This window comes from Streptomyces sp. NBC_01381, from assembly GCF_026340305.1.
Classification (GTDB): Bacteria; Actinomycetota; Actinomycetes; order Streptomycetales; family Streptomycetaceae; genus Streptomyces.
The window spans coordinates 3,815,041-3,832,567 of sequence record NZ_JAPEPI010000001.1 but is presented as its reverse complement, the minus strand read 5'-3'; the positions used below and the strand labels follow the sequence as shown (position 1 = coordinate 3,832,567).

At 70.3% G+C, this 17,527-nt stretch carries 16 protein-coding genes; 7 read left to right on the top strand and 9 right to left on the bottom strand.

Going from position 1 to position 17,527, the window contains the following annotated elements:
- The first annotated feature begins 33 nt into the window (after window positions 1–33).
- Window positions 34–1,482, top strand: a complete 1,449-nt coding sequence (gene eat, locus OG453_RS17845) for an ethanolamine permease (protein ID WP_266868892.1) — start codon at window positions 34–36, stop codon at window positions 1,480–1,482.
- A gap of 2 nt (window positions 1,483–1,484) precedes the next feature.
- Complete coding sequence (locus OG453_RS17840) at window positions 1,485–2,198, top strand: gamma-glutamyl-gamma-aminobutyrate hydrolase family protein (protein ID WP_266868891.1); 714 nt, start codon at window positions 1,485–1,487, stop codon at window positions 2,196–2,198.
- Between the two features lie 328 nt (window positions 2,199–2,526).
- Here OG453_RS17840 and OG453_RS17835 read toward each other — a convergent pair whose 3' ends face one another.
- A complete protein-coding gene (locus tag OG453_RS17835) occupies window positions 2,527–3,468 on the bottom strand; it encodes a LysR family transcriptional regulator (RefSeq protein ID WP_266868890.1) in 942 nt (313 codons plus the stop codon).
- A 70-nt stretch (window positions 3,469–3,538) separates the two neighbouring features.
- Between OG453_RS17835 and OG453_RS17830 the strand changes: the two genes are divergently transcribed.
- The gene (locus OG453_RS17830) at window positions 3,539–4,657 is read left to right on the top strand and encodes a TDT family transporter (RefSeq protein WP_266868889.1); all 1,119 of its coding nucleotides are present in this window, start codon (window positions 3,539–3,541) and stop codon (window positions 4,655–4,657) included.
- On the opposite strand, the gene OG453_RS17825 is transcribed toward OG453_RS17830, so the two are convergent.
- The 7 genes from OG453_RS17825 to OG453_RS17795 all read right to left on the bottom strand — a co-directional run bounded on the left by OG453_RS17825 (window position 4,626) and on the right by OG453_RS17795 (window position 12,223).
- Window positions 4,626–5,348, bottom strand: a complete 723-nt coding sequence (locus OG453_RS17825) for a helical backbone metal receptor (protein WP_266868888.1) — start codon at window positions 5,346–5,348, stop codon at window positions 4,626–4,628. The two genes, OG453_RS17830 and OG453_RS17825, sit on opposite strands and share 32 nt — an antisense overlap.
- A 13-nt stretch (window positions 5,349–5,361) precedes the next feature.
- A complete protein-coding gene (locus OG453_RS17820; RefSeq protein WP_266868887.1) occupies window positions 5,362–5,934 on the bottom strand; it encodes a helix-turn-helix domain-containing protein in 573 nt (190 codons plus the stop codon).
- A gap of 105 nt (window positions 5,935–6,039) precedes the next feature.
- Window positions 6,040–7,032: a hypothetical protein gene (locus OG453_RS17815; RefSeq protein WP_266868885.1), complete on the bottom strand. Its 993-nt coding sequence runs from the start codon at window positions 7,030–7,032 to the stop codon at window positions 6,040–6,042.
- A gap of 150 nt (window positions 7,033–7,182) precedes the next feature.
- Window positions 7,183–7,707 (bottom strand): phospholipase A2, encoded by a 525-nt coding sequence (locus tag OG453_RS17810; RefSeq protein ID WP_266868884.1) that lies wholly within the window; start codon window positions 7,705–7,707, stop codon window positions 7,183–7,185.
- Between the two features lie 148 nt (window positions 7,708–7,855).
- Window positions 7,856–8,197, bottom strand: coding sequence for a helix-turn-helix transcriptional regulator (locus OG453_RS17805; protein WP_266868883.1), 342 nt, complete (start codon window positions 8,195–8,197; stop codon window positions 7,856–7,858).
- Between the two features lie 305 nt (window positions 8,198–8,502).
- Window positions 8,503–11,115: an ABC transporter permease/substrate binding protein gene (locus tag OG453_RS17800; RefSeq protein ID WP_266868882.1), complete on the bottom strand. Its 2,613-nt coding sequence runs from the start codon at window positions 11,113–11,115 to the stop codon at window positions 8,503–8,505.
- Entirely contained in the window at window positions 11,108–12,223 is a 1,116-nt protein-coding gene (locus OG453_RS17795) for a glycine betaine/L-proline ABC transporter ATP-binding protein (RefSeq protein WP_266868881.1), read from the bottom strand. Before OG453_RS17795 ends, OG453_RS17800 begins: the two co-directional genes overlap by 8 nt.
- 279 nt (window positions 12,224–12,502) lie before the next feature.
- Between OG453_RS17795 and OG453_RS17790 the strand changes: the two genes are divergently transcribed.
- The 4 genes from OG453_RS17790 to OG453_RS17775 all read left to right on the top strand — a co-directional run bounded on the left by OG453_RS17790 (window position 12,503) and on the right by OG453_RS17775 (window position 16,044).
- Window positions 12,503–13,408: a 5'-3' exonuclease gene (locus OG453_RS17790; protein ID WP_266869913.1), complete on the top strand. Its 906-nt coding sequence runs from the start codon at window positions 12,503–12,505 to the stop codon at window positions 13,406–13,408.
- Window positions 13,409–13,460: 52 nt separating this feature from the next.
- Window positions 13,461–14,294, top strand: a complete 834-nt coding sequence (locus OG453_RS17785; protein WP_266868880.1) for a siderophore-interacting protein — start codon at window positions 13,461–13,463, stop codon at window positions 14,292–14,294.
- A 155-nt stretch (window positions 14,295–14,449) separates the two neighbouring features.
- The gene (locus OG453_RS17780; RefSeq protein WP_266868879.1) at window positions 14,450–15,046 is read left to right on the top strand and encodes a GNAT family N-acetyltransferase; all 597 of its coding nucleotides are present in this window, start codon (window positions 14,450–14,452) and stop codon (window positions 15,044–15,046) included.
- A gap of 38 nt (window positions 15,047–15,084) precedes the next feature.
- Window positions 15,085–16,044 (top strand): RluA family pseudouridine synthase, encoded by a 960-nt coding sequence (locus tag OG453_RS17775; protein ID WP_266868878.1) that lies wholly within the window; start codon window positions 15,085–15,087, stop codon window positions 16,042–16,044.
- Here the strand turns inward: OG453_RS17775 and OG453_RS17770 are convergent.
- Window positions 16,038–17,522, bottom strand: a complete 1,485-nt coding sequence (locus OG453_RS17770) for a cytochrome P450 (protein ID WP_266868876.1) — start codon at window positions 17,520–17,522, stop codon at window positions 16,038–16,040. The genes OG453_RS17775 and OG453_RS17770 overlap by 7 nt on opposite strands.
- Window positions 17,523–17,527: the final 5 nt, after the last annotated feature.

The following is a 17,527-nucleotide window of genomic DNA, read 5'->3' as shown; positions in this document are numbered from 1 at the left end:
GCCGCAGTGCCGCCGCCGCATAGGAGCCGTGCCATGACCGTGGAGTCCACCAAGCCACCCACCACCGCCGAGCCGGCGGACGACTATCTGGAGCGAAGAACGCTGCGCCGGGGCAGCGCGGGCTGGCTCCTGCTCACCGGGCTCGGCGTCGCGTACGTCGTATCCGGCGACTACTCGGGCTGGAACTTCGGCCTGGCGGAGGGCGGCTTCGGCGGCCTCGCGATCGCCATGGCGCTCATGGGCCTGATGTACGCGTGCATGGTGTTCTCGCTGGCGGAGCTGTCGTCGGTGCTCCCCACCGCGGGCGGCGGCTACGGCTTCGCGCGCCGGGCACTCGGCCCCTGGGGCGGCTTCCTGACCGGCACGGCGATCCTCATCGAGTACATCCTGGCGCCGGCCGCCATCGCCATCTTCATCGGCGACTACGTCGAATCCCTCGGCCTCTTCGGCCTCACTTCCGGCTGGCCGGTGTACCTGGCCTGCTTCGTGATCTTCATCGGCATCCATCTCTGGGGTGTCGGCGAGGCGCTGCGCTTCAGCTTCGTGGTGACCGGTATCGCGGTGGCGGCGCTGCTCGTCTTCGCGGTCGGGGCGTTCATGGACTTCGACGCGTCGAAGCTGAACGACATCGCGGTGGACTCCTCGGCCTTCGGGTCCAACTCCTGGCTGCCGATGGGCCTGTTGGGCATCTGGGCGGCGTTCCCGTTCGGCATGTGGTTCTTCCTGGGCGTGGAGGGCGTCCCGCTCGCGGCCGAGGAGACCAAGGACCCGGCCCGTACGCTGCCGCGTGCGATCCGCTGGTCGATGGCCATCCTCATCGTCCTCGCGCTCCTCACGTTCTTCGCATCGGCCGGGGCACGCGGCGCGAACGCCATCCAGGAGGCCGGCAATCCGCTGGTGGAGGCGCTGCAGCCGGACGGCAAGGCGACGACGCTCAGCCGCATCGTCAACTACGCGGGCCTCGCGGGCCTGGTGGCGTCCTTCTTCTCCCTGATCTACGCGGGATCACGCCAGCTCTTCGCGCTGTCGAGGGCGGGATATCTGCCGAAGTTCTTGTCGCTCACGAGCAGCCGGAAGGCCCCCTACCTGGGCCTCCTGGTACCGGGGGCGATCGGCTTCGGCCTTGCGGCGGCGACCGGGGACGGCGCCCGGATGCTGAACGTCGCGGTGTTCGGCGCCACCATCTCGTACGCCCTGATGTCGCTCTCGCACATCGTGCTGCGCCGCCGCGAGCCGGGCCTGGAGCGCCCCTACCGCACGCCGGGCGGCACTCTGACCTCCTCCGTCGCACTGGTCCTCGCCTGCTCGGCGCTGGTGGCGACGTTCCTGGTGGACGTGACGGCGGCACTCATCGCGCTGGGGGTATATGTGGTGGCAATCGCGTACTTCGGCTTCTACAGCCGCAAGCGGCTTGTCGCACGGGCGCCGGAGGAGGAGTTCGCGGCGCTGGCCGCCGCGGAGGCGGAACTGGAGCGCGGCTGAGCATGAGGGAGACGAAGGTGAGCGGGACCGACAGGCCACTGATCGGCATCAGCACCTACCTGGAGTCGAAGGCGCGCTGGCGTGTGTGGGAGCTCGATGCGGCGCTGCTGCCTGCGGGCTACCCGCGCCTGGTCCAGGCGGCGGGCGGCAGCGCGGCGATGCTTCCGCCGGACGATCCTTCGTACGCCGCCGAGGTCGTCGCCCGTGTCGACGGCGTGGTCATCGCGGGCGGCCCCGATGTCGAGCCGGTCCGCTACGGCGCGGAGCCCGAGGACCACACGGGGCCGCCCGCGCGGGAGCGGGACGCGTGGGAACTGGCCCTGATCGAGGCGGCGTTGGCGTCGGGGACGCCGCTGCTCGGCATCTGCCGGGGGATGCAGCTCCTGAACGTGGCGCTGGGCGGAACGCTCACCCAGCACATGGAGGGGCATGTCGAGGCGGTCGGCGTCTTCGGCACGCACGAGGTGAAGCCGGTGCCCGACACGCTGTACGCGTCGATCGTGCCGGAGGCGTCGACGGACGTCCCCACGTACCACCACCAGGCGGTGGCCCGTCTGGGCCGGGATCTCGTGGTCTCGGCCCACGCGGACGACGGCACGGTGGAGGCTGTCGAACTCCCGGGCTCCGCCTGGACGTTGGGGGTTCAGTGGCACCCGGAGATGGGGGAGGATCTGCGGGTGATGCGGGCCCTGGTGCGGGCGGCGGGGGCGGCGTAGGCATCCTGCCGGGGCTTCGGCGCCGCGGGCCCTGCCTCCAGGAGGCGCCAAGGAGCGGGGCCGGGACGCCTCGGCACCTGCGGTTGGCGGGCCGCCCAGGCGCGGCTGGCGCCTCTGCCGTGGGACGTCGCAGCCCCTGCGCCCGCCTCCGCCAAGACTTTCCCGCCCACCCACCCGATACCGCCGGGTACTCGGGTGGGTGGGCGGGAGAGCTTTTCGGCGAAGGCGGGCGGCGACAGGACACCCCCGGGCGCCCTCAGCACGGGTCAGAGGCAATGCACCCCGGGCGCCCTCAGCACAGGCCAGAGGCAACGCACCCCCGGGGGCGCTAAGCCCGCGTCAAAGACAAAAGATCCCGCGCCGGCCCAGTAGGCCGGTGCCCCGTAGGCCACACCGCCCGCAGCTCGCGCCGCAACCGCACCTCCGCCAGCGGAATCTCCACCAGCCGCCGCGAAGCCAACTCCTCCCCCACCGCCAGCTCGCTGAGCACAGCGGGCCCCGCCCCGCTCACCGCGGACGCCTTCACCGCCGTAGTGGACGACAGTTCGATCAGCGGCCGCGCAAGCCCGCCGAGCGCCGCGTCGAGGACCTGCCGGGTCCCCGACCCCTCCTCCCGGAGGATCAGCGGAGTCGCCGCGAGCTCCGAGGCCCCCAGCGGCTTCCGGCGCCGCGCCCACACATGCCCCGGCGCGGTGACGACGATCAGCCGGTCGTGGGCGATGACCGCCGAGTCGAGCCCGCTCGACACGGTCAGACCCTCGACGAAGCCGAGGTCAGCCTCCCCGGAGAGCAGCCGCTCCGCCACCACCGTGGAGTTGCCCGCGAGGAGCGACACCGCCGTGTCGGGCCGCGCCGAGCGGAGCGCGATCAGCCAGCCCGGCAGCAGATACTCCGCGATCGTCATGCTCGCCGCGACCCGCAGCCGCGAGTCCCGTCGGTCCCGCAACGCCTGCGCCCCCGCGTCGAACGCCTCCGCCGCCTCCACGATCCGCCGTGCCCAGTCCGTGACGAGCGCCCCCGCGTCGGTGAGCCGCGAACCGCGCGGCGACCGGTCCACGAGCGCCACCCCGAGCTGCCGCTCCATGGACCGGACGCGGCTGCTCGCGGCGGGCTGGGTGATGCCGAGCTCCCGCGCGGCCCGCCCCAGGCTGCCGAGCCGCGCCACGGCGAGCAGCAGTTCGAGCGCTCCGAGGTCCGGCACGCGATGGGCGAGCGGTGCCCCCGGCGGCGTATCGGAGAACTCGGCAGGAGTGGCTGACGTCGTACTCATAAGCCCAGGTTATGCCCTCATAGGGGCATGACTCCTGGTGGGGGACCCGGCGAGGAAGGACCGTGGACACATGGTCACCGTCGCCCACCCGCAGGCCCCCGCGCGCAGCGTCCGCCGCAGCGCCCCCGCCACCCGTCACCTCGCCCCGAACTGGTACGCCGCCGTCATGGGCACGGCGATCATCGCCAACGCGGGTGCCACGCTCCCCCTCCACGTGCCCGGTCTGCGGACCGCCTGCACGGCGGTCTGGGCGCTCTCCCTGCTGATGCTCACCGCGCTGCTCGCCGCCCGCACCCTGCACTGGGTCCACCACCGCGACCAGGCCCGCGCCCATCTCCTCGACCCGGCCGTCGCTCCCTTCTACGGCTGTCTCGCCATGGCCCTGGTGGCGGTCGGCGGCGGCGCACTCCTCCTGGGCGAGGACTGGATCGGTACGGGCGCGGCGGTGGCGCTCGGCACCGTGCTGTTCACGGCCGGCAGCGTCATCGGCCTCGCGGTGGCCGTGGCGATCCCCTACCTGATGGTGGTCAGGCACCGAATAGAGCCGGGCCAGGCATCCCCCGTCTGGCTCCTGCCCATCGTGGCGCCCATGGTGTCCGCCGCCGTCGGCCCCCTCCTCGTACCCCATCTCCCGGCGGGACAGGCGCAGGAGACGCTGCTCTTCGCCTGCTTCGCGATGTTCGGCCTGAGCCTGCTCGCCACCCTGGTGATGCTGCCCATGATCTTCGCCCGCCTGATGACCGGCGGCCCCCTGCCGCTCGCGCTCACACCCACGCTCTTCCTGGTCCTCGGCCCGCTCGGCCAGTCGACCACGGCGGTCAACAAGTTCGCCGACACGGCCGCTTCGGGCGTCGTCCCCGCCCCCTACGACCAGGGCTTCGCGGTCTTCGCCGTGCTCTACGGCGTCCCGGTGATGGGCTTCGCCCTCCTCTGGCTCGCCCTCGCGGCCGCGATGGTGCTGCGGGCCCGACGCCGGGGCATGCGCTTCGCGATGACCTGGTGGGCGTTCACCTTCCCCGTCGGTACCTGCGTCACGGGCGCCGAGGGCCTGGGCAAGCACACCGGCCTCGCGGTCTACGACTGGCTGGCCGTCGCCCTGTTCATCGTCCTGGTGGCGGCCTGGACGGTGGCCCTCACCCACACCGCACGCGGCCTCCTCACCGGAAAGCTGCTCGCAGCGCCCCGCTGAGCGCACCCGGCGCCTCCCCCAACGACGGTCCGTACCAGGTCAGATGGCGGCCGCTGACCAGCGCCGCGGGAGCGGGGAACGACTCGGGGCCGTCTTCGTGCGTGAAGCGGTACGGCTCGTCGGGCAGGACCACCAGGTCGCGTGCCGCGGCCCGCAGCTCCTCCAGCGGGATGCGCGGATAGCGCTCGGTGTGCGTCGCGTACGCGTTGTCGACGCCGAGGCGCCGCAGCAGGTCACCGGCGAACGTGTCGCGGCCCAGGACCATCCAAGGGCGCCGCCAGATCGGGATCACCGCCCGCAGCCTGACCTCCGGCGCCGGGAGCCGCGCCCACGCCTCTTCCGCCTCGTCCAGCCACCGCGGCCGCCCCGACCCGCACGCGGCGAGCACCCGGGCCAGCTCGCGGAAGGCGCCCGGCAGATCGCGCACCTCCGTCACGAGCACCTCGATCCCCGCCGCCCGCAGCTCCGCGAGGTCGGGGGCGCGGTTCTCCTCCTCGTTGGCGATCACCAGGTCCGGGGCGAGCGCGACGATGCCCCGTACGTCAGGGTTCTTCGTGCCGCCGACGCGGACCACGTCGAGCTCCGCCGGATGGCTGCACCACTCCGTGGCCCCCACCAGCGCGCCCGGCAGGGTCACGGCGACCGCCTCGGTCAGGGACGGGACGAGGGAGACGACCCGCGTACCGGGCATGGCAGGGCCTCCCTCAGCGGCGGGCGTCGTCCGTCGCCTCGATGTGGTCGGCGACGGCCACGACGAGGATCTGGCTGTCGGGCACGGTCGCCCGCCAGCGGTGGCGCACACCGCCGGTCAGATACAGGCTGTCGCCGCGGCCGAGCCGGTGTGCCCTGCCCTCCGCCTCGACCTCGACGGCACCGCCCACGACGTACATCAACTCGTCGTTGCGGTGCTGGAATTCGCGCCCCTCGTCATGGTCGCCGGAGAACTCGATCGCGTGCAGCTGATGGTGGCCGCGCACCAGATTGCGGACGCGGGCGTCGGGCGTCGAGCCCTCCCGGTCGCCCTCGTCGGCGCGCACCAGGTCGACCGTGCAGGCGGGGTCGGCGGCGGCGAGCAGTTCGACGTCGGTGGTCAGGAGCGCGTCGGCGACGCGCTGCAGGGAACGCCTGCTGGGCCGCGCCCGTTCGTTCTCGACCTGGCTCAGGAAAGGCACCGAGAGACCGCTGCGCTCGGCCACCACGGCGAGGGTGAGCTCCAGCTGCCGGCGGCGGCGCCGCACGGCCGAGCCCACTCGGAGGGTTTCCTTCTGCTCGTCCATCGCCTCGGCTCCCTTCTGCGCGTCGGTCCACTCTCAACCCTGTTGGGTTCTCTGCACCCTACGCATGTTCGCCAAACGGTTTTGCCCCGTTGCGAGGACCGCCGCCTACAGCTTGCGCCAGTAGATAAGCTGCCCCGCCTCTCCGGGAGCCGCCCCTTCCCCCGGAATGAAGAGACTGACCAGCAGAGCCGGCCGCCCTTGGGGGTTCGTCAGGAGTGACGCCGACGGATTGGCGAAGGCTTGGCTGCCGCCGTGCGTGCGGATCGCGAGGCGGTCCGCGCGGCCGCTCGCGGGATCGTAGGCATAGGTCCGCCAGCTCCCGAAGTCGCCGCGCCACCGCTGCCCCTCCACGAGGAGCACCCGCCGCCCGTCGAGCTCGACGGGCGCCCGGTCGCCGAGGTTCCCGCTGTTGCCCCAGGTCTGCAGGGCCCGGTCGAGCCGCCGGTCCGGCTCCGCGTGCCAGTGCCGGAAGCCGGTGAGCGTGGCGCGCAGCTGGCGGTCGGTGTCGCAGCCGGCGCGGTAGTGCCCGGTGAGGTGGATGGTGTCGCCGTGTACGGCGGTGATGTCGGGCGTGCCCTCCGCGCACCGCGAGAGGGTGCGCGGGGCGTCGTAGGCCCGTGTCGCGCGCCCGTCGAGCAGCGCGTCCTCGTCGGCGTACGCGCGCACCGCGATGTGGTTCTTCGGGTCCTTCTCGTACGCAAGGACATATCCACCGCGCCCGTCATCGGCGAGGGACGCCTGATGGGTGCCGGGGCCGAAGTCGTGGCGGCGCTGCCAGTGCCGCAGATCGGTGGAGGTGGCGACGGCGGCGTGAAAGCGGCCGTCGTCCAGAAGCGCGTGGTAGACGGCCAGATAGCTGCCGTCGGAGCGCTGGGTGATCTGCGCCGCGTCCATGGTGCGGCCGGTGTCGTCCCGGGCGTTGTAGCGGTGCCCGTCAGCGGCGCGCACGTCACCGGCGAGCGCGGCGAACCGTGCGGTGCCGGCGGACGCGGGGGCCGCGCTCGCGGTCGGCATGCGCGAGATGAGCAGCACCCCGATGAGGGCGAGGGCCAGGGTGACCAGGAGCGGCAGGGCCCGGGAGGAGCGGGTGACGGTCACGGGGAAGGGGCTCACAGAGGTTGGCGGGAACCTCACCGAGGCTAAGGAATCGTCCCGTCGACCGGTACGGAAGACGGGGTGGGATGCGCCACACGGCACGTCCCACCCCGCCCCCGTCAAGCAGCCTCGAGCGGCGTCAAGCCACCCGGGTCAGCTGACCCGGTCGTAGTACGCCTTCGCCTTCTTGCGGCACTGCGCCCGCTCGGCCTTGGTCTTGTTCGGCTGGGCGGCGCACTGCCGGTTCATGTCGAAGAGGAACGCCTTGTCGACGCGGCGCTCGTGCGTCGAGCCCGCGAACGCCTTCTTGCCTATCAGTTCCTTGTAATTGCGGTACCCGAAGTCGTGCCGCGCGCAGGAGAGGCGGAAGTCGAAGCCGCCCGGCTTGTCGGCGAGACGCGTGCACCAGTCGGTGCCCCACCGGAAGTTCCAGCGGTCGACCCCTGCCTTGGCGAGCTTGCGCGCCTGACGCCAGTCCGTGACGCTCGTCTCCGTGGAGCGGGTCAGCTCGTACAGACGCCGCAGCTTGCTCGGGCCGCCCGCCGCCGATGCGGCGCCGCCGGCCGTGGCCGCCGTGACCTCGGGACTGGGTTCGGGCGTGGCCGCGGCCACGCCCGAACCCGCGACCAGAGCTCCCGCCGCAGCCAGCGACGCGACGGTGATGCGCGAGATGACCATTCTGTTGTTCCCCGTTCATCGTTCATCGATCCTGCTCGACCAACCGGCAAGATCGTATGAATCCCGGAGAACGCTTCATAGTGAATCTTTGTGCACTGCCCTTTAGTGCAAGGAGCCTTGATGCAAGAACCCTTGGTGCATGGAGCCCTTAGTGCAAGGAACCCTTTGCCCCGTCCGGGCACAAAAGGCCGTGGTGGACTATGGCGAGCACGACGGCGTCGAGACGGGTTCTGAGCCCCAACTTCTCGATGATGCGCGCGACATGCGCCTTCACTGTGCGCTCCGCTATGCCGAGCTGCCGAGCGAGCGCGGGGTTGGGCAACCCGGCACCCAGGAGCAGCATCACTTCCCTCTCACGGACCGTCAGATCACTGACGACCGGCGGCTCCACACCCGAGTGGAGTGCGGACCGGCACGGACAGTGGGGCTCCTGCTCCTGCCCCAACTGCGGCTCCAGTTCGGTGTTCTGAGTCGTCACTTCGATGGTCACTTTCCCCGTTCCCCGTTCCCCGTTGTCATGACTCTCAACACGCACTGTAGGCCAAGGCGTTCGCAATAGTGAGGCAGGAATGTCACCGTCTCGTCCCCGACCAACTGCGGGCGCCGACCGTCCTGTTGCTGCCTGGATCTGCGAAAGGAGCCAATGTCACCCAAAGCCTCTGATGTGCTCTTACGCCCGCACATTGCGAAAGCGACCAGCATGCCCGAGCCCATGAACGACTGAGCCCATGAACGACTTGAGCCCCGCCGACGGCACACTGCCGTCGGCGGGGCTCAACTCTGCTGCTGTTCCGGCTACTTCACCGGCGCCATCTTGTCGACGATGCCCGGGTGGGCCTCGACCCACTTCTGCACGCCGGCTTCTTCCTTGCCCTTGCCGGCCTTCTGGACGGCCTGCTCGAGGCTCATCAGCTCGTCAGGGCTCATGTGCCAGTTCTTCAGCCAGCCGTTGAGCTCCGAGTACTTCTTCGGGAAGCCCTTGTTGGCGAGCGTCTTGATCTGGTTGTTGGCACCCCAGGTCTTCTTGGGGTCCTCAAGACGCGTGAGGTCGTACTTGTTGTACGCCCAGTGCGGCGACCAGAGCACGACCGCGACCGGCTCCTTCTTCGCGTACGCGCGCTCCAGCTCGGCGAGCATCGAACTCGTGCCCGCGCTGGTCAGGTTGAAGTCGTCCAGGCCGTAGGCCGGCATGACCTTGTCCTTGAGGCGCGTCATCTGGCCGGTGCCCGGCTCGATGCCGACGATCCTGCCCTTGAACTTGTCCTTGTTCTTGCGCAGATCGTCCATGGTCTTCACGCCCTTGACGTAGGACGGGACCGCGATTTCGAGCGACGTCTTGTCGTACCACGCACCGACGTCGACGAGATCCTTCTTGTACTTCTCCCAGTACTGCTTCTGCGCGACCGGCAGCCAGCCGTCCAGTTCGACGTCGATCTGCCCGGTGGACAGGCCCGTGAACAGCGGGCCGACGTCGAGTTTGGTGGTCTTCGGCTTGTAGCCGCGCTTCTCCAGGACGTTCTTCCACAGGTACGTGGCGGCGATGCCCTCGTCCCACGCCGGGTAGCCGATGTTCGGCGCGGCGCCGGCCTGCTCGCCCTTCTCGTACGTGGCCTTGGCGACCGGGGCCATCTTGTCGACGATGCCCGGGTTCTTCTTCATCCAGGCCTTGACGCCCTGGTCCTGCTTGCCCTTGCCGGCGTCCTGGATCGCGCCTTCGAGGGAGGTCAGCTGCGCCTCGCTGAGCTTGAAGTCCTTCAGCCACTGCGCGACCTGCGGCTCCTTCTCGGCGAAGCCCTTGCGGCCGAGGGTGTGGATGCCGTCACCCGAACCGAAGGAGCCCTTGGGGTCCTTCAGCTTGGTCAGCTCGTACTTGTCGTACGCCCAGTGCGGCGACCAGAGCGTGACCGCGATGGGCTCCTTCTTCGCGTACGCGCGGTCGAGCTGGGCGAGCATCGCCGAGGTGTTGGACTTCACCAGCTCGTACTTGCCCTTGAGGCCGTAGTCCTTCTGAACCTTGTCCTCGTAGAGCTTCGTCTCGCCGGCGCCGGGCTCGATGCCGTAGATCTTGCCCTTGAAGACGTCGCTCTTGCCCTTGAGGTCGTCGAGCGTCTTGACGCCCTTGACGTACTTGGGCACCGCGATCTCGAGCGAGGTCGGCTTGTACCAGCTGCCGTAGTCCTCGAGCTGGTCCTTGTACTTGCTCCAGTACGGGGCGTGCGTGGCCGGCAGCCAGGAGTTGGTCTGCACGTCGATGCTGCCCTGCGCCTGGCCGTTGTAGAGGGCGCCCACTTCGAGGGCCTTCACATCGGGCTTGAAGCCGCGCTGCTCGAGGACGTTCTTCCACAGGTACGTGGAGGCGGTGCCCTCGGGCCAGTCGATGTAGCCCATGTTGATCGTGCGGCCCTGGCCGACGTTCGCGGAGACCTTGGGGCCCTCGTCGTCCTTGCCGAAGATGTTCAGGCCACCGGCGACGAGCGCCAGGACCAGGACACCGACCATGGCGACCGGCGTGGCCGGCTTCCACTGCATGATCTTCAGGCCGCCGAGCGCGGAGTTGGCCTTGGCCAGGGCGCGTCGGCCGAGCGGCGAGACCCGCTGGTTGAGGGCGCCGGTCATACGGTCCAGGTACATCGCGAGGATGACCACCGCGATACCGCCCTCGAAGCCGAGCGCGACGTCGACCGAGCTGATGCCGTCGTACACGGTGGAGCCGAGACCGCCACCGCCGACCATGCCGGCGACGACCACCATGGACAGGGCAAGCATGATCGCCTGATTGACGCCCGCCATGATCGTGGGCAGCGCCAGCGGGAGCTGGACGCGCCACAGCGTGTTGCGCGGGTGCGTGCCGAACGCCTCGGCGGCCTCGATCAGTTCCTCGTCGACCTGCCGGATGCCGAGCTCGGCGAGACGGACGGCCGGCGGCATCGCGAACACGATGGTCGCGACCATGCCGGGGACCGGGCCGACGCCGAAGAAGAAGATGCCCGGGATCAGATAGACCATGGCGGGCATGGTCTGCATGAAGTCGAGCACCGGGCGTATCAGACCGCTGACGGTGCGGTTCTTGGCCGCCCAGATGCCGATCGGCAGCGCGAACAGGAAGATGATCACGCAGGAGACGAGCACGAGGGACAGCGTGTTCATCGCCGGTTCCCACTGCTCGATCGAGTCGATCAGCGCGAATCCCGCGAAGGTCGCCACTGCGGCGAGCAGCCCGCGCAGCCAGAAGGCGAGCACGGCGAAGATGCCGATGAGGATCAGCGGCTCGGGCGAGGTGAGGACCGCGTTGACGCCGTCGTAGGCGTTCCCGACGACCAGCTTGATGAAGTCGAAGAGCCACTCGCAGTTGTCGCGCAGCCAGTCGACGCCGGAGGCGACCCAGTCGCCGATGTGGATCCTAGGCACTGGCGATCACCTTGCTCTCCTCCACCGAGGCCTCCACCGAGGGCATCGGCTCGCCGAGCACGGCGAGCAGCCGCTCACTCGGTACGACACCGATGAGCTCGCCTTCGCCGTCGATGACCGCCACGGCGACGGAGCTGGTGGAGCACGGCGTGAACAGCTCGATGATCGGCGTGTCCGCCGTGACGGTGGCGGGGGCGGCGCCGAGCACGTCCGATGCGGTCTGCAGCTCCTTGCCCTCGGGCGTCTTCGTGCCGTACGCCGTCTCCGGCTCGTCCATGATCGCGCCCGCCGTGAGCACGCGGGCCCGGTCGACGTCCTGCGTGAACGACGCGACGTAGTCGTTGGCCGGGGTCACGAGGATGTCCTCGGCGGTGCCGATCTGGACGATGCGGCCGTCGCGCATGACGGCGATCTGGTCGCCCAGGCGCATGGCCTCGTTCAGGTCGTGGGTGATGAAGACGATGGTCTTCTTCAGCCGCTTCTGGAGTTCGAGGAGCTGGTCCTGCATGTCGCGGCGGATCAGCGGGTCGAGCGCGCTGAACGACTCGTCCATGAGAAGCAGATCGGCGTCGGTGGCCAGGGCGCGGGCCAGGCCCACGCGCTGCTGCATGCCGCCGGAGAGCTCGTCGGGCCAGGACTTCTCCCAGCCCTTCAGGCCTGCGAGTTCGAGCGCGACCGTGGCGCGCTCCTCGCGCTCGGCGCGCGGCACGCCCTGCACCTCGAGGCCGTAACCGGCGTTCTCCAGGACGCTGCGGTGCGGGAAGAGGGCGAAGTGCTGGAAGACCATGCTGATCTTCTTGGAACGCACCTCGCGCAGCTCACGGGCGCTCAGACCGGTCAGATCCTGTCCGTCGAAGAGCACCTGTCCGGCCGTTGGTTCCGACAGACCGTTGAGCATGCGCAGCAACGTGGACTTGCCGGATCCGGAGAGACCCATGACGACGAAGATCTGGCCCGGCTCGACCGTGAAGGAGGCGTCGATCACCGCGGCAGTGGTGCCTTCGGCGCGCAGCTCCTCTCGGTCGGTTCCGTGGCGGAGTTTCTCCACCGCGTCAGCGGGTCGTCTGCCGAACACCTTGTACAAGTGCTCGGCTTGCAGCCTGGACACATACACCTCTCGGGTTGAACCGCAACGGCCCGCCTCCCCCGCCGACGGGCCGTGGAGCGACGCGGGTTCTGCCCGCTTACATGCCCGATGCAATAGTTGAATCATCGACCGGGAGCGCTCCGCATCCGCGCCTGCCCGTGCATACAAGAATCAAACGCAGGGGTGTTCCAGTTCACATTTGTTGCACGCTCTGCACTGCGCGGCGCGATACGCAACGGACCCTGCGCTGTCAGTGCCGTGCGGCATGATGCGAAGGTGACTCAGCAAACGCGACGGCTCATGCTGCTCGACACGGCCTCTCTGTACTACCGCGCCTATTTCGGGGTCCCGGATTCCGTGAAGGCCCCGGACGGCACCCCGGTCAACGCGGTGCGCGGTCTGCTCGACTTCATCGCCCGGCTCGTCCAGGACCACCGGCCCGACGACCTGGTCGCCTGCTGGGACGCGGACTGGCGCCCGCACTGGCGGGTCGAGCTGATCCCCTCCTACAAGGCGCATCGCGTCGCCGAGGAGGTCGAGCAGGGCCCGGACGCCGAGGAGACCCCGGACACGCTCTCGCCGCAGGTCCCGATCATCGAGGACGTCCTGGACGCACTCGGCATCGCCCGCGTGGGCGCGGCGTCGTACGAGGCCGACGACGTGATCGGTTCGTACGCCGCCCGGGCCACCGGCCCGGTCGACATCGTCACCGGCGACCGCGACCTCTATCAGCTGGTCGACGACGAGCGCGGCATCCGCGTCCTCTACCCCCTCAAGGGCGTCGGCAGCCTCCAGCTCACGGACGAGAACTGGCTGCGGGAGAAGTACGGCGTGGACGGCGGCGGCTATGTCGACCTCGCGCTGCTGCGCGGCGACCCGAGCGACGGGCTGCCCGGTGTGCCCGGCATCGGCGAGAAGACCGCGGCCAAGCTCCTGGACGCATACGGAAATCTGGCCGGAATCATGGCCGCCGTGGACGACCCGAAGAGCAAGCTGACGCCCTCGCAGCGCAAGCGGCTCGACGAATCCCGGCCGTATGTGGCGGTCGCGCCGACGGTGGTCCGCGTCGCTGACGACGTACCGCTGCCGGACATCGACCTCGCGCTGCCGAGCGAGCCGCGTGATCCGGCGGCCCTGGACGAGCTCGCGGCGCGATGGGGACTCGGTGGCGCGCTCCAGCGGTTGTTGTCCACCCTTCAGGACTGAGGTGCTAGCTTAGGTAAGCCTAAGCAACTTTTGATCAGGGGAGGCGTCCGCCATGGCAGAACGTCCTGCACGCACAGCACCCAAGACCCATGTGGCGCAGGTCGTGCGCACCGAACGCCTCACCCCACACATGCAGCGCGTGGTCCTTGGCGGCGAGGGCCTCGCCGAGTTCACGGCGGGCGATTCCACGGATCACTACGTGAAACTGCTCTTCCCCGCCGAGGGTGCGACGTATCCGGAGCCCTTCGACATCCAGCGGATCCGTGCGGAGTTCCCGCGCGACCAGTGGCCCGTGACGCGTACGTACACGGTCCGCCGGTGGGATCCGCAGGCCCGCGAGTTGGCCCTCGACTTCGTCATCCACGGCGACGAGGGCCTGGCAGGGCCGTGGGCCCGGCGCGTGCAACCCGGGACCACGGTGCGCTTCCTCGGCCCGGGCGGCGGCTACGCCCCGGACGCCGCGGCCGACTGGCACCTCCTCGCCGGTGACGAGAGCGCGCTGCCCGCGATCGCCGCCGCGCTGGAGGCGCTTCCCGAGGGGGCCAAGGCGTACGCCTTCGTGGAGATCGGCGACGCGGACGAGGAGCAGAAGGTCGAGTCGGCCGCGGACATCGAGTGGCTGCACCGCGGGCAGCGCCCCGTCGGCCAGGCCCTGGTCGAAGCGGTGCGCTCGCTGAACTTCCCCGACGGCGATGTCCAGGCGTTCGTACATGGCGAGGCAGGCTTCGTGAAGGAGCTGCGCCGCTATCTGCGCGTGGAGCGGGAGGTGCCGCGCGAGCGGCTTTCGATCTCCGGGTACTGGCGGCTTGGCCACAATGAGGATGGGTGGCAGGCGTCGAAGCGGGAGTGGAACGCGCAGGTGGAGGCTGAGCAGGAAGCGGCCTAGTCGGTATCAGTACCTGCCGCGGGCCGGTGGGGGCTGGGCGCGCCCACGCGGCGGAGCCGCATATCGGCACAGCCCCGCGCCCCTTACGGGGCACGTCGCGGGGCCTGTGCCGAAAACCAGTCCCCTCATCATCGGCCCGCTGTCACGATGTGCCCATGCCCTTCAAGATCTCTGACGTAGTCGCAGCGGGGACGCTCGCCCGGCAGGCACAGCCCACCATCCCCGTCCCCGGCGGACTCGTCATCCGACCCTGGTCGCCCGATGACGCGCCCGCCGTGTACGAGGCGTTCCAGGACCCGCTGATACAGCGCTGGCACGCGCGGGACGCCGAGTCGGTCGACGAGACCCGGGGCTGGATCGAAGGCTGGCGCAAGGCCTGGTCCGAGGAGAAGGACGCGTACTGGGCGATCGCCGACGCCGCCACGGACGAGCTGGTGGGCCGGATCGCGCTGCGCCTGATCGTGCTCGCCGACGGACAGGCCGAAGTCGCCTACTGGACCATGCCGTCGGCCCGCGGCCGGGGCATCGCCCCGCGCGCCCTGACCGCGCTGTCGGACTGGGCCTTCGACGAGGTGGGCCTGCACCGCCTCGAACTCACCCACTCCACCGCCAACGAGGCCTCGTGCCGCGTGGCCCTCAAGACGGGCTTCGAACCGGAGGGCACCAAGCGCAGCGCGGTCCTCCACGCGGACGGCTGGCATGACATGCATCTGCACGCCCTGATCAGAAGCAGCGGTACCAAGACCCCGTAGATCAAGGCGCCCCCGCCAGCCCCCGTACCCTTCAAGATGTGACCCGCAAGCCCCGTATCCCGCCCTCTCCCCTGCCCCAGCGCCGTGGCGTCGACCCCGTGCGGGTCAAACTGCCGGTCGACGGGGCGTGGGAGACCGTGCGGGATCACCTCGTGGCACGGCTCAAGGCCGGGCCGGGAGTGATCGACGGGATGCTGCGGGACGGGCGGATCGTCGGGGCCGACGGCGTGCCCGTGACGGCGGACGCGCCCTATGCGCCCGGCGCCTTCGTGTGGTTCCACCGCGATCTGCCGGACGAGGTCCCGGTGCCGTACGACATCGACGTCGTCTACCGCGACGAGCACATCGTCGTCGCCGACAAACCGCATTTCCTCGCCACCACACCCCGCGGCAGCCATGTCACCGAGACGGCGCTCGCCCGGCTCCGCACGGAGCTCGATCTGCCCACGCTCGGCGCCGCGCACCGCCTGGACCGGCTCACCGCGGGCCTGATCCTGTTCACCGTGCGGCCCGCCGAACGCGGCGCCTACCAGACGCTGTTCGGCGAGCGGCGGGTCCGCAAGGAGTACGAGGCCGTGGCCGCGTACGACCCGGCGACCGAACTACCCCGCACCGTACGCAGTCACATCGTCAAGGAGCGCGGTGTCATCGCCGCCTACGAGGTGCCGGGCGCCGAGCCGAACAGTGAGAGCGAGATCCAACTCGCCGAACACAACGGCGAGTTGGCCCGCTACCTGCTGACCCCGCACACCGGCCGCACCCACCAGCTGCGCCTCCATATGAGCACCCTGGGTCTGCCGATCCTCGGCGATCCGATCTACCCCGTGGTGCGCGGGCCCGTGCCGCCGGACGATTTCCGGCGGCCGCTCCAACTCCTCTCCCGCGTCCTGGAGTTCACCGACCCCGTCACGGGCGCCGAGCACCGCTTCGTCAGCGCGCGCGAGCTCGACGCCTGGACCGCGTACGACACCTGGCAGGGGTCGGACGCCCGTCAGTAGCCGCGCCACCAGGTGACGAAGCGCCGCCACGCGCCCCGCCGCGGCACGGCCGCGGCCACCGGCTCCGGTGCGGGCGGCGGCGTGGGCCCCGGCTGGGGCACGACCGGCGCCGGCTGGGCGGGCCGGGGCGCCGGGGACGACACCTGCCAGTCGTTGCGCGGACCCGGCACCTTCGCCATCGGCCGGGCCGTCACATCCTGCGGCGGCCTGGGCGCGAAATGCACCGGCAGCGACACCAGATGCCGCGAGAGGATCGACGAGTTCCACCTCAACTCGTGTTCCTCTACGGCGAGTTCCACGTCCGGGAAGCGCATCAGAAGCGCGTCGACACCGGTGTCGGCGATGGCGCGCCCGATGTCCTGCCCCGGGCACTCGTGCGGACCGCCGCCGAACGCCAGATGGGAGCGGTTGCCCTGCATATTGGCGGCGAGATCCGGGCGTACGACGGGGTCCACGTTGCCCGGCGCGATGCCGAAGATCAGACCGTCGCCCGTCTTGATCTGCTTGCCGCCGAGCTGCGTGTCCTGCTTGGCGAAGTAGCCGACCATGGCGCTGAACGGCGGCTCGTCCCACAGGGACTGCTCGACCGCCTCCGGGACGGTCATCTGGCCGCCGCTGAGCTGGGCACGGAAGCGCGGGTCGGTGAGCACCATCCGCAGGGCGTTGGAGATGAGGTTGGCCGTCGCCTCGTACGCGGCGCAGAGCACGAGCCGCAGATGCGCTGCCACCTCGTCGTCCGTGAGCTGGGCGGGCTGGGCCATGAGGTTGCTGGTGAAGTCCTCCTCCGCCTTCGCCCGGCGCCGCGCCACCAGGCGCATCAGCGCCTCCATGATGTACGCGTTGCTGGCGATGGCGGTCTCGGTGCCCCTGATCATGTCGCGGACGGCCTGCACCATGCGCTCGTTGTACTCCTCGGGCATGCCGAGGACATGGCACATCACCATCATCGGCAGATGCTCGGCGTACCCGCTCACCAGGTCGGCCTTGCCGTCCTGGCAGATGTCGTTGAGCAGCAGGTTGCTGTAGCGGTTGATGTAGCGGCGGATGCCCCGGTGGTCGAGGCCTCCCATGGCGCCGGTGACCGCGCCGCGCAGCCGCTCGTGCTCGGCGCCCTCCGCGAACGTGGCCATGGGCTGCCAGGTGACGACGGGGGCGAGCGGGTTGTCGGGGCCCATGGAGCCGTCCAGGACGGCCCGCCACTGGCGCGAGTCGCGGGTGAACTGCGAGGGGGTGCGCACCATGTGCAGGTTCTCGCTGTGGCCGAGGACCGCCCAGATCGGTACGTCGTTGTGCAGCAGGGCCGGGGCCACCGCGCCGTGTTCGGCGCGCAGCTTCTCGTACACGCCTGCGAGGTCGGTGTCCGCCTCGGGACCGAAGAGGCGGCGCAGGCCGCCGGGTCCGAGGCCGTGGGCGGGGCAGCCGGGGGGCGGCAGGGATGGGTCGTCCGTGCCGGGGTGGGAGTGGGAGGGGGTCGTCACGTTCG

Coding starts and splice junctions, on each gene's coding strand:
- eat (WP_266868892.1), top strand. CDS start 34: ATGACCGTGGAGTCCACCAAGCCACCCACCACCGCCGAGCCGGCGGAC.
- OG453_RS17840 (WP_266868891.1), top strand. CDS start 1,485: ATGAGGGAGACGAAGGTGAGCGGGACCGACAGGCCACTGATCGGCATC.
- OG453_RS17835 (WP_266868890.1), bottom strand. CDS start 3,468: ATGAGTACGACGTCAGCCACTCCTGCCGAGTTCTCCGATACGCCGCCG.
- OG453_RS17830 (WP_266868889.1), top strand. CDS start 3,539: ATGGTCACCGTCGCCCACCCGCAGGCCCCCGCGCGCAGCGTCCGCCGC.
- OG453_RS17825 (WP_266868888.1), bottom strand. CDS start 5,348: ATGCCCGGTACGCGGGTCGTCTCCCTCGTCCCGTCCCTGACCGAGGCG.
- OG453_RS17820 (WP_266868887.1), bottom strand. CDS start 5,934: ATGGACGAGCAGAAGGAAACCCTCCGAGTGGGCTCGGCCGTGCGGCGC.
- OG453_RS17810 (WP_266868884.1), bottom strand. CDS start 7,707: ATGGTCATCTCGCGCATCACCGTCGCGTCGCTGGCTGCGGCGGGAGCT.
- OG453_RS17790 (WP_266869913.1), top strand. CDS start 12,503: ATGCTGCTCGACACGGCCTCTCTGTACTACCGCGCCTATTTCGGGGTC.
- OG453_RS17785 (WP_266868880.1), top strand. CDS start 13,461: ATGGCAGAACGTCCTGCACGCACAGCACCCAAGACCCATGTGGCGCAG.
- OG453_RS17780 (WP_266868879.1), top strand. CDS start 14,450: ATGCCCTTCAAGATCTCTGACGTAGTCGCAGCGGGGACGCTCGCCCGG.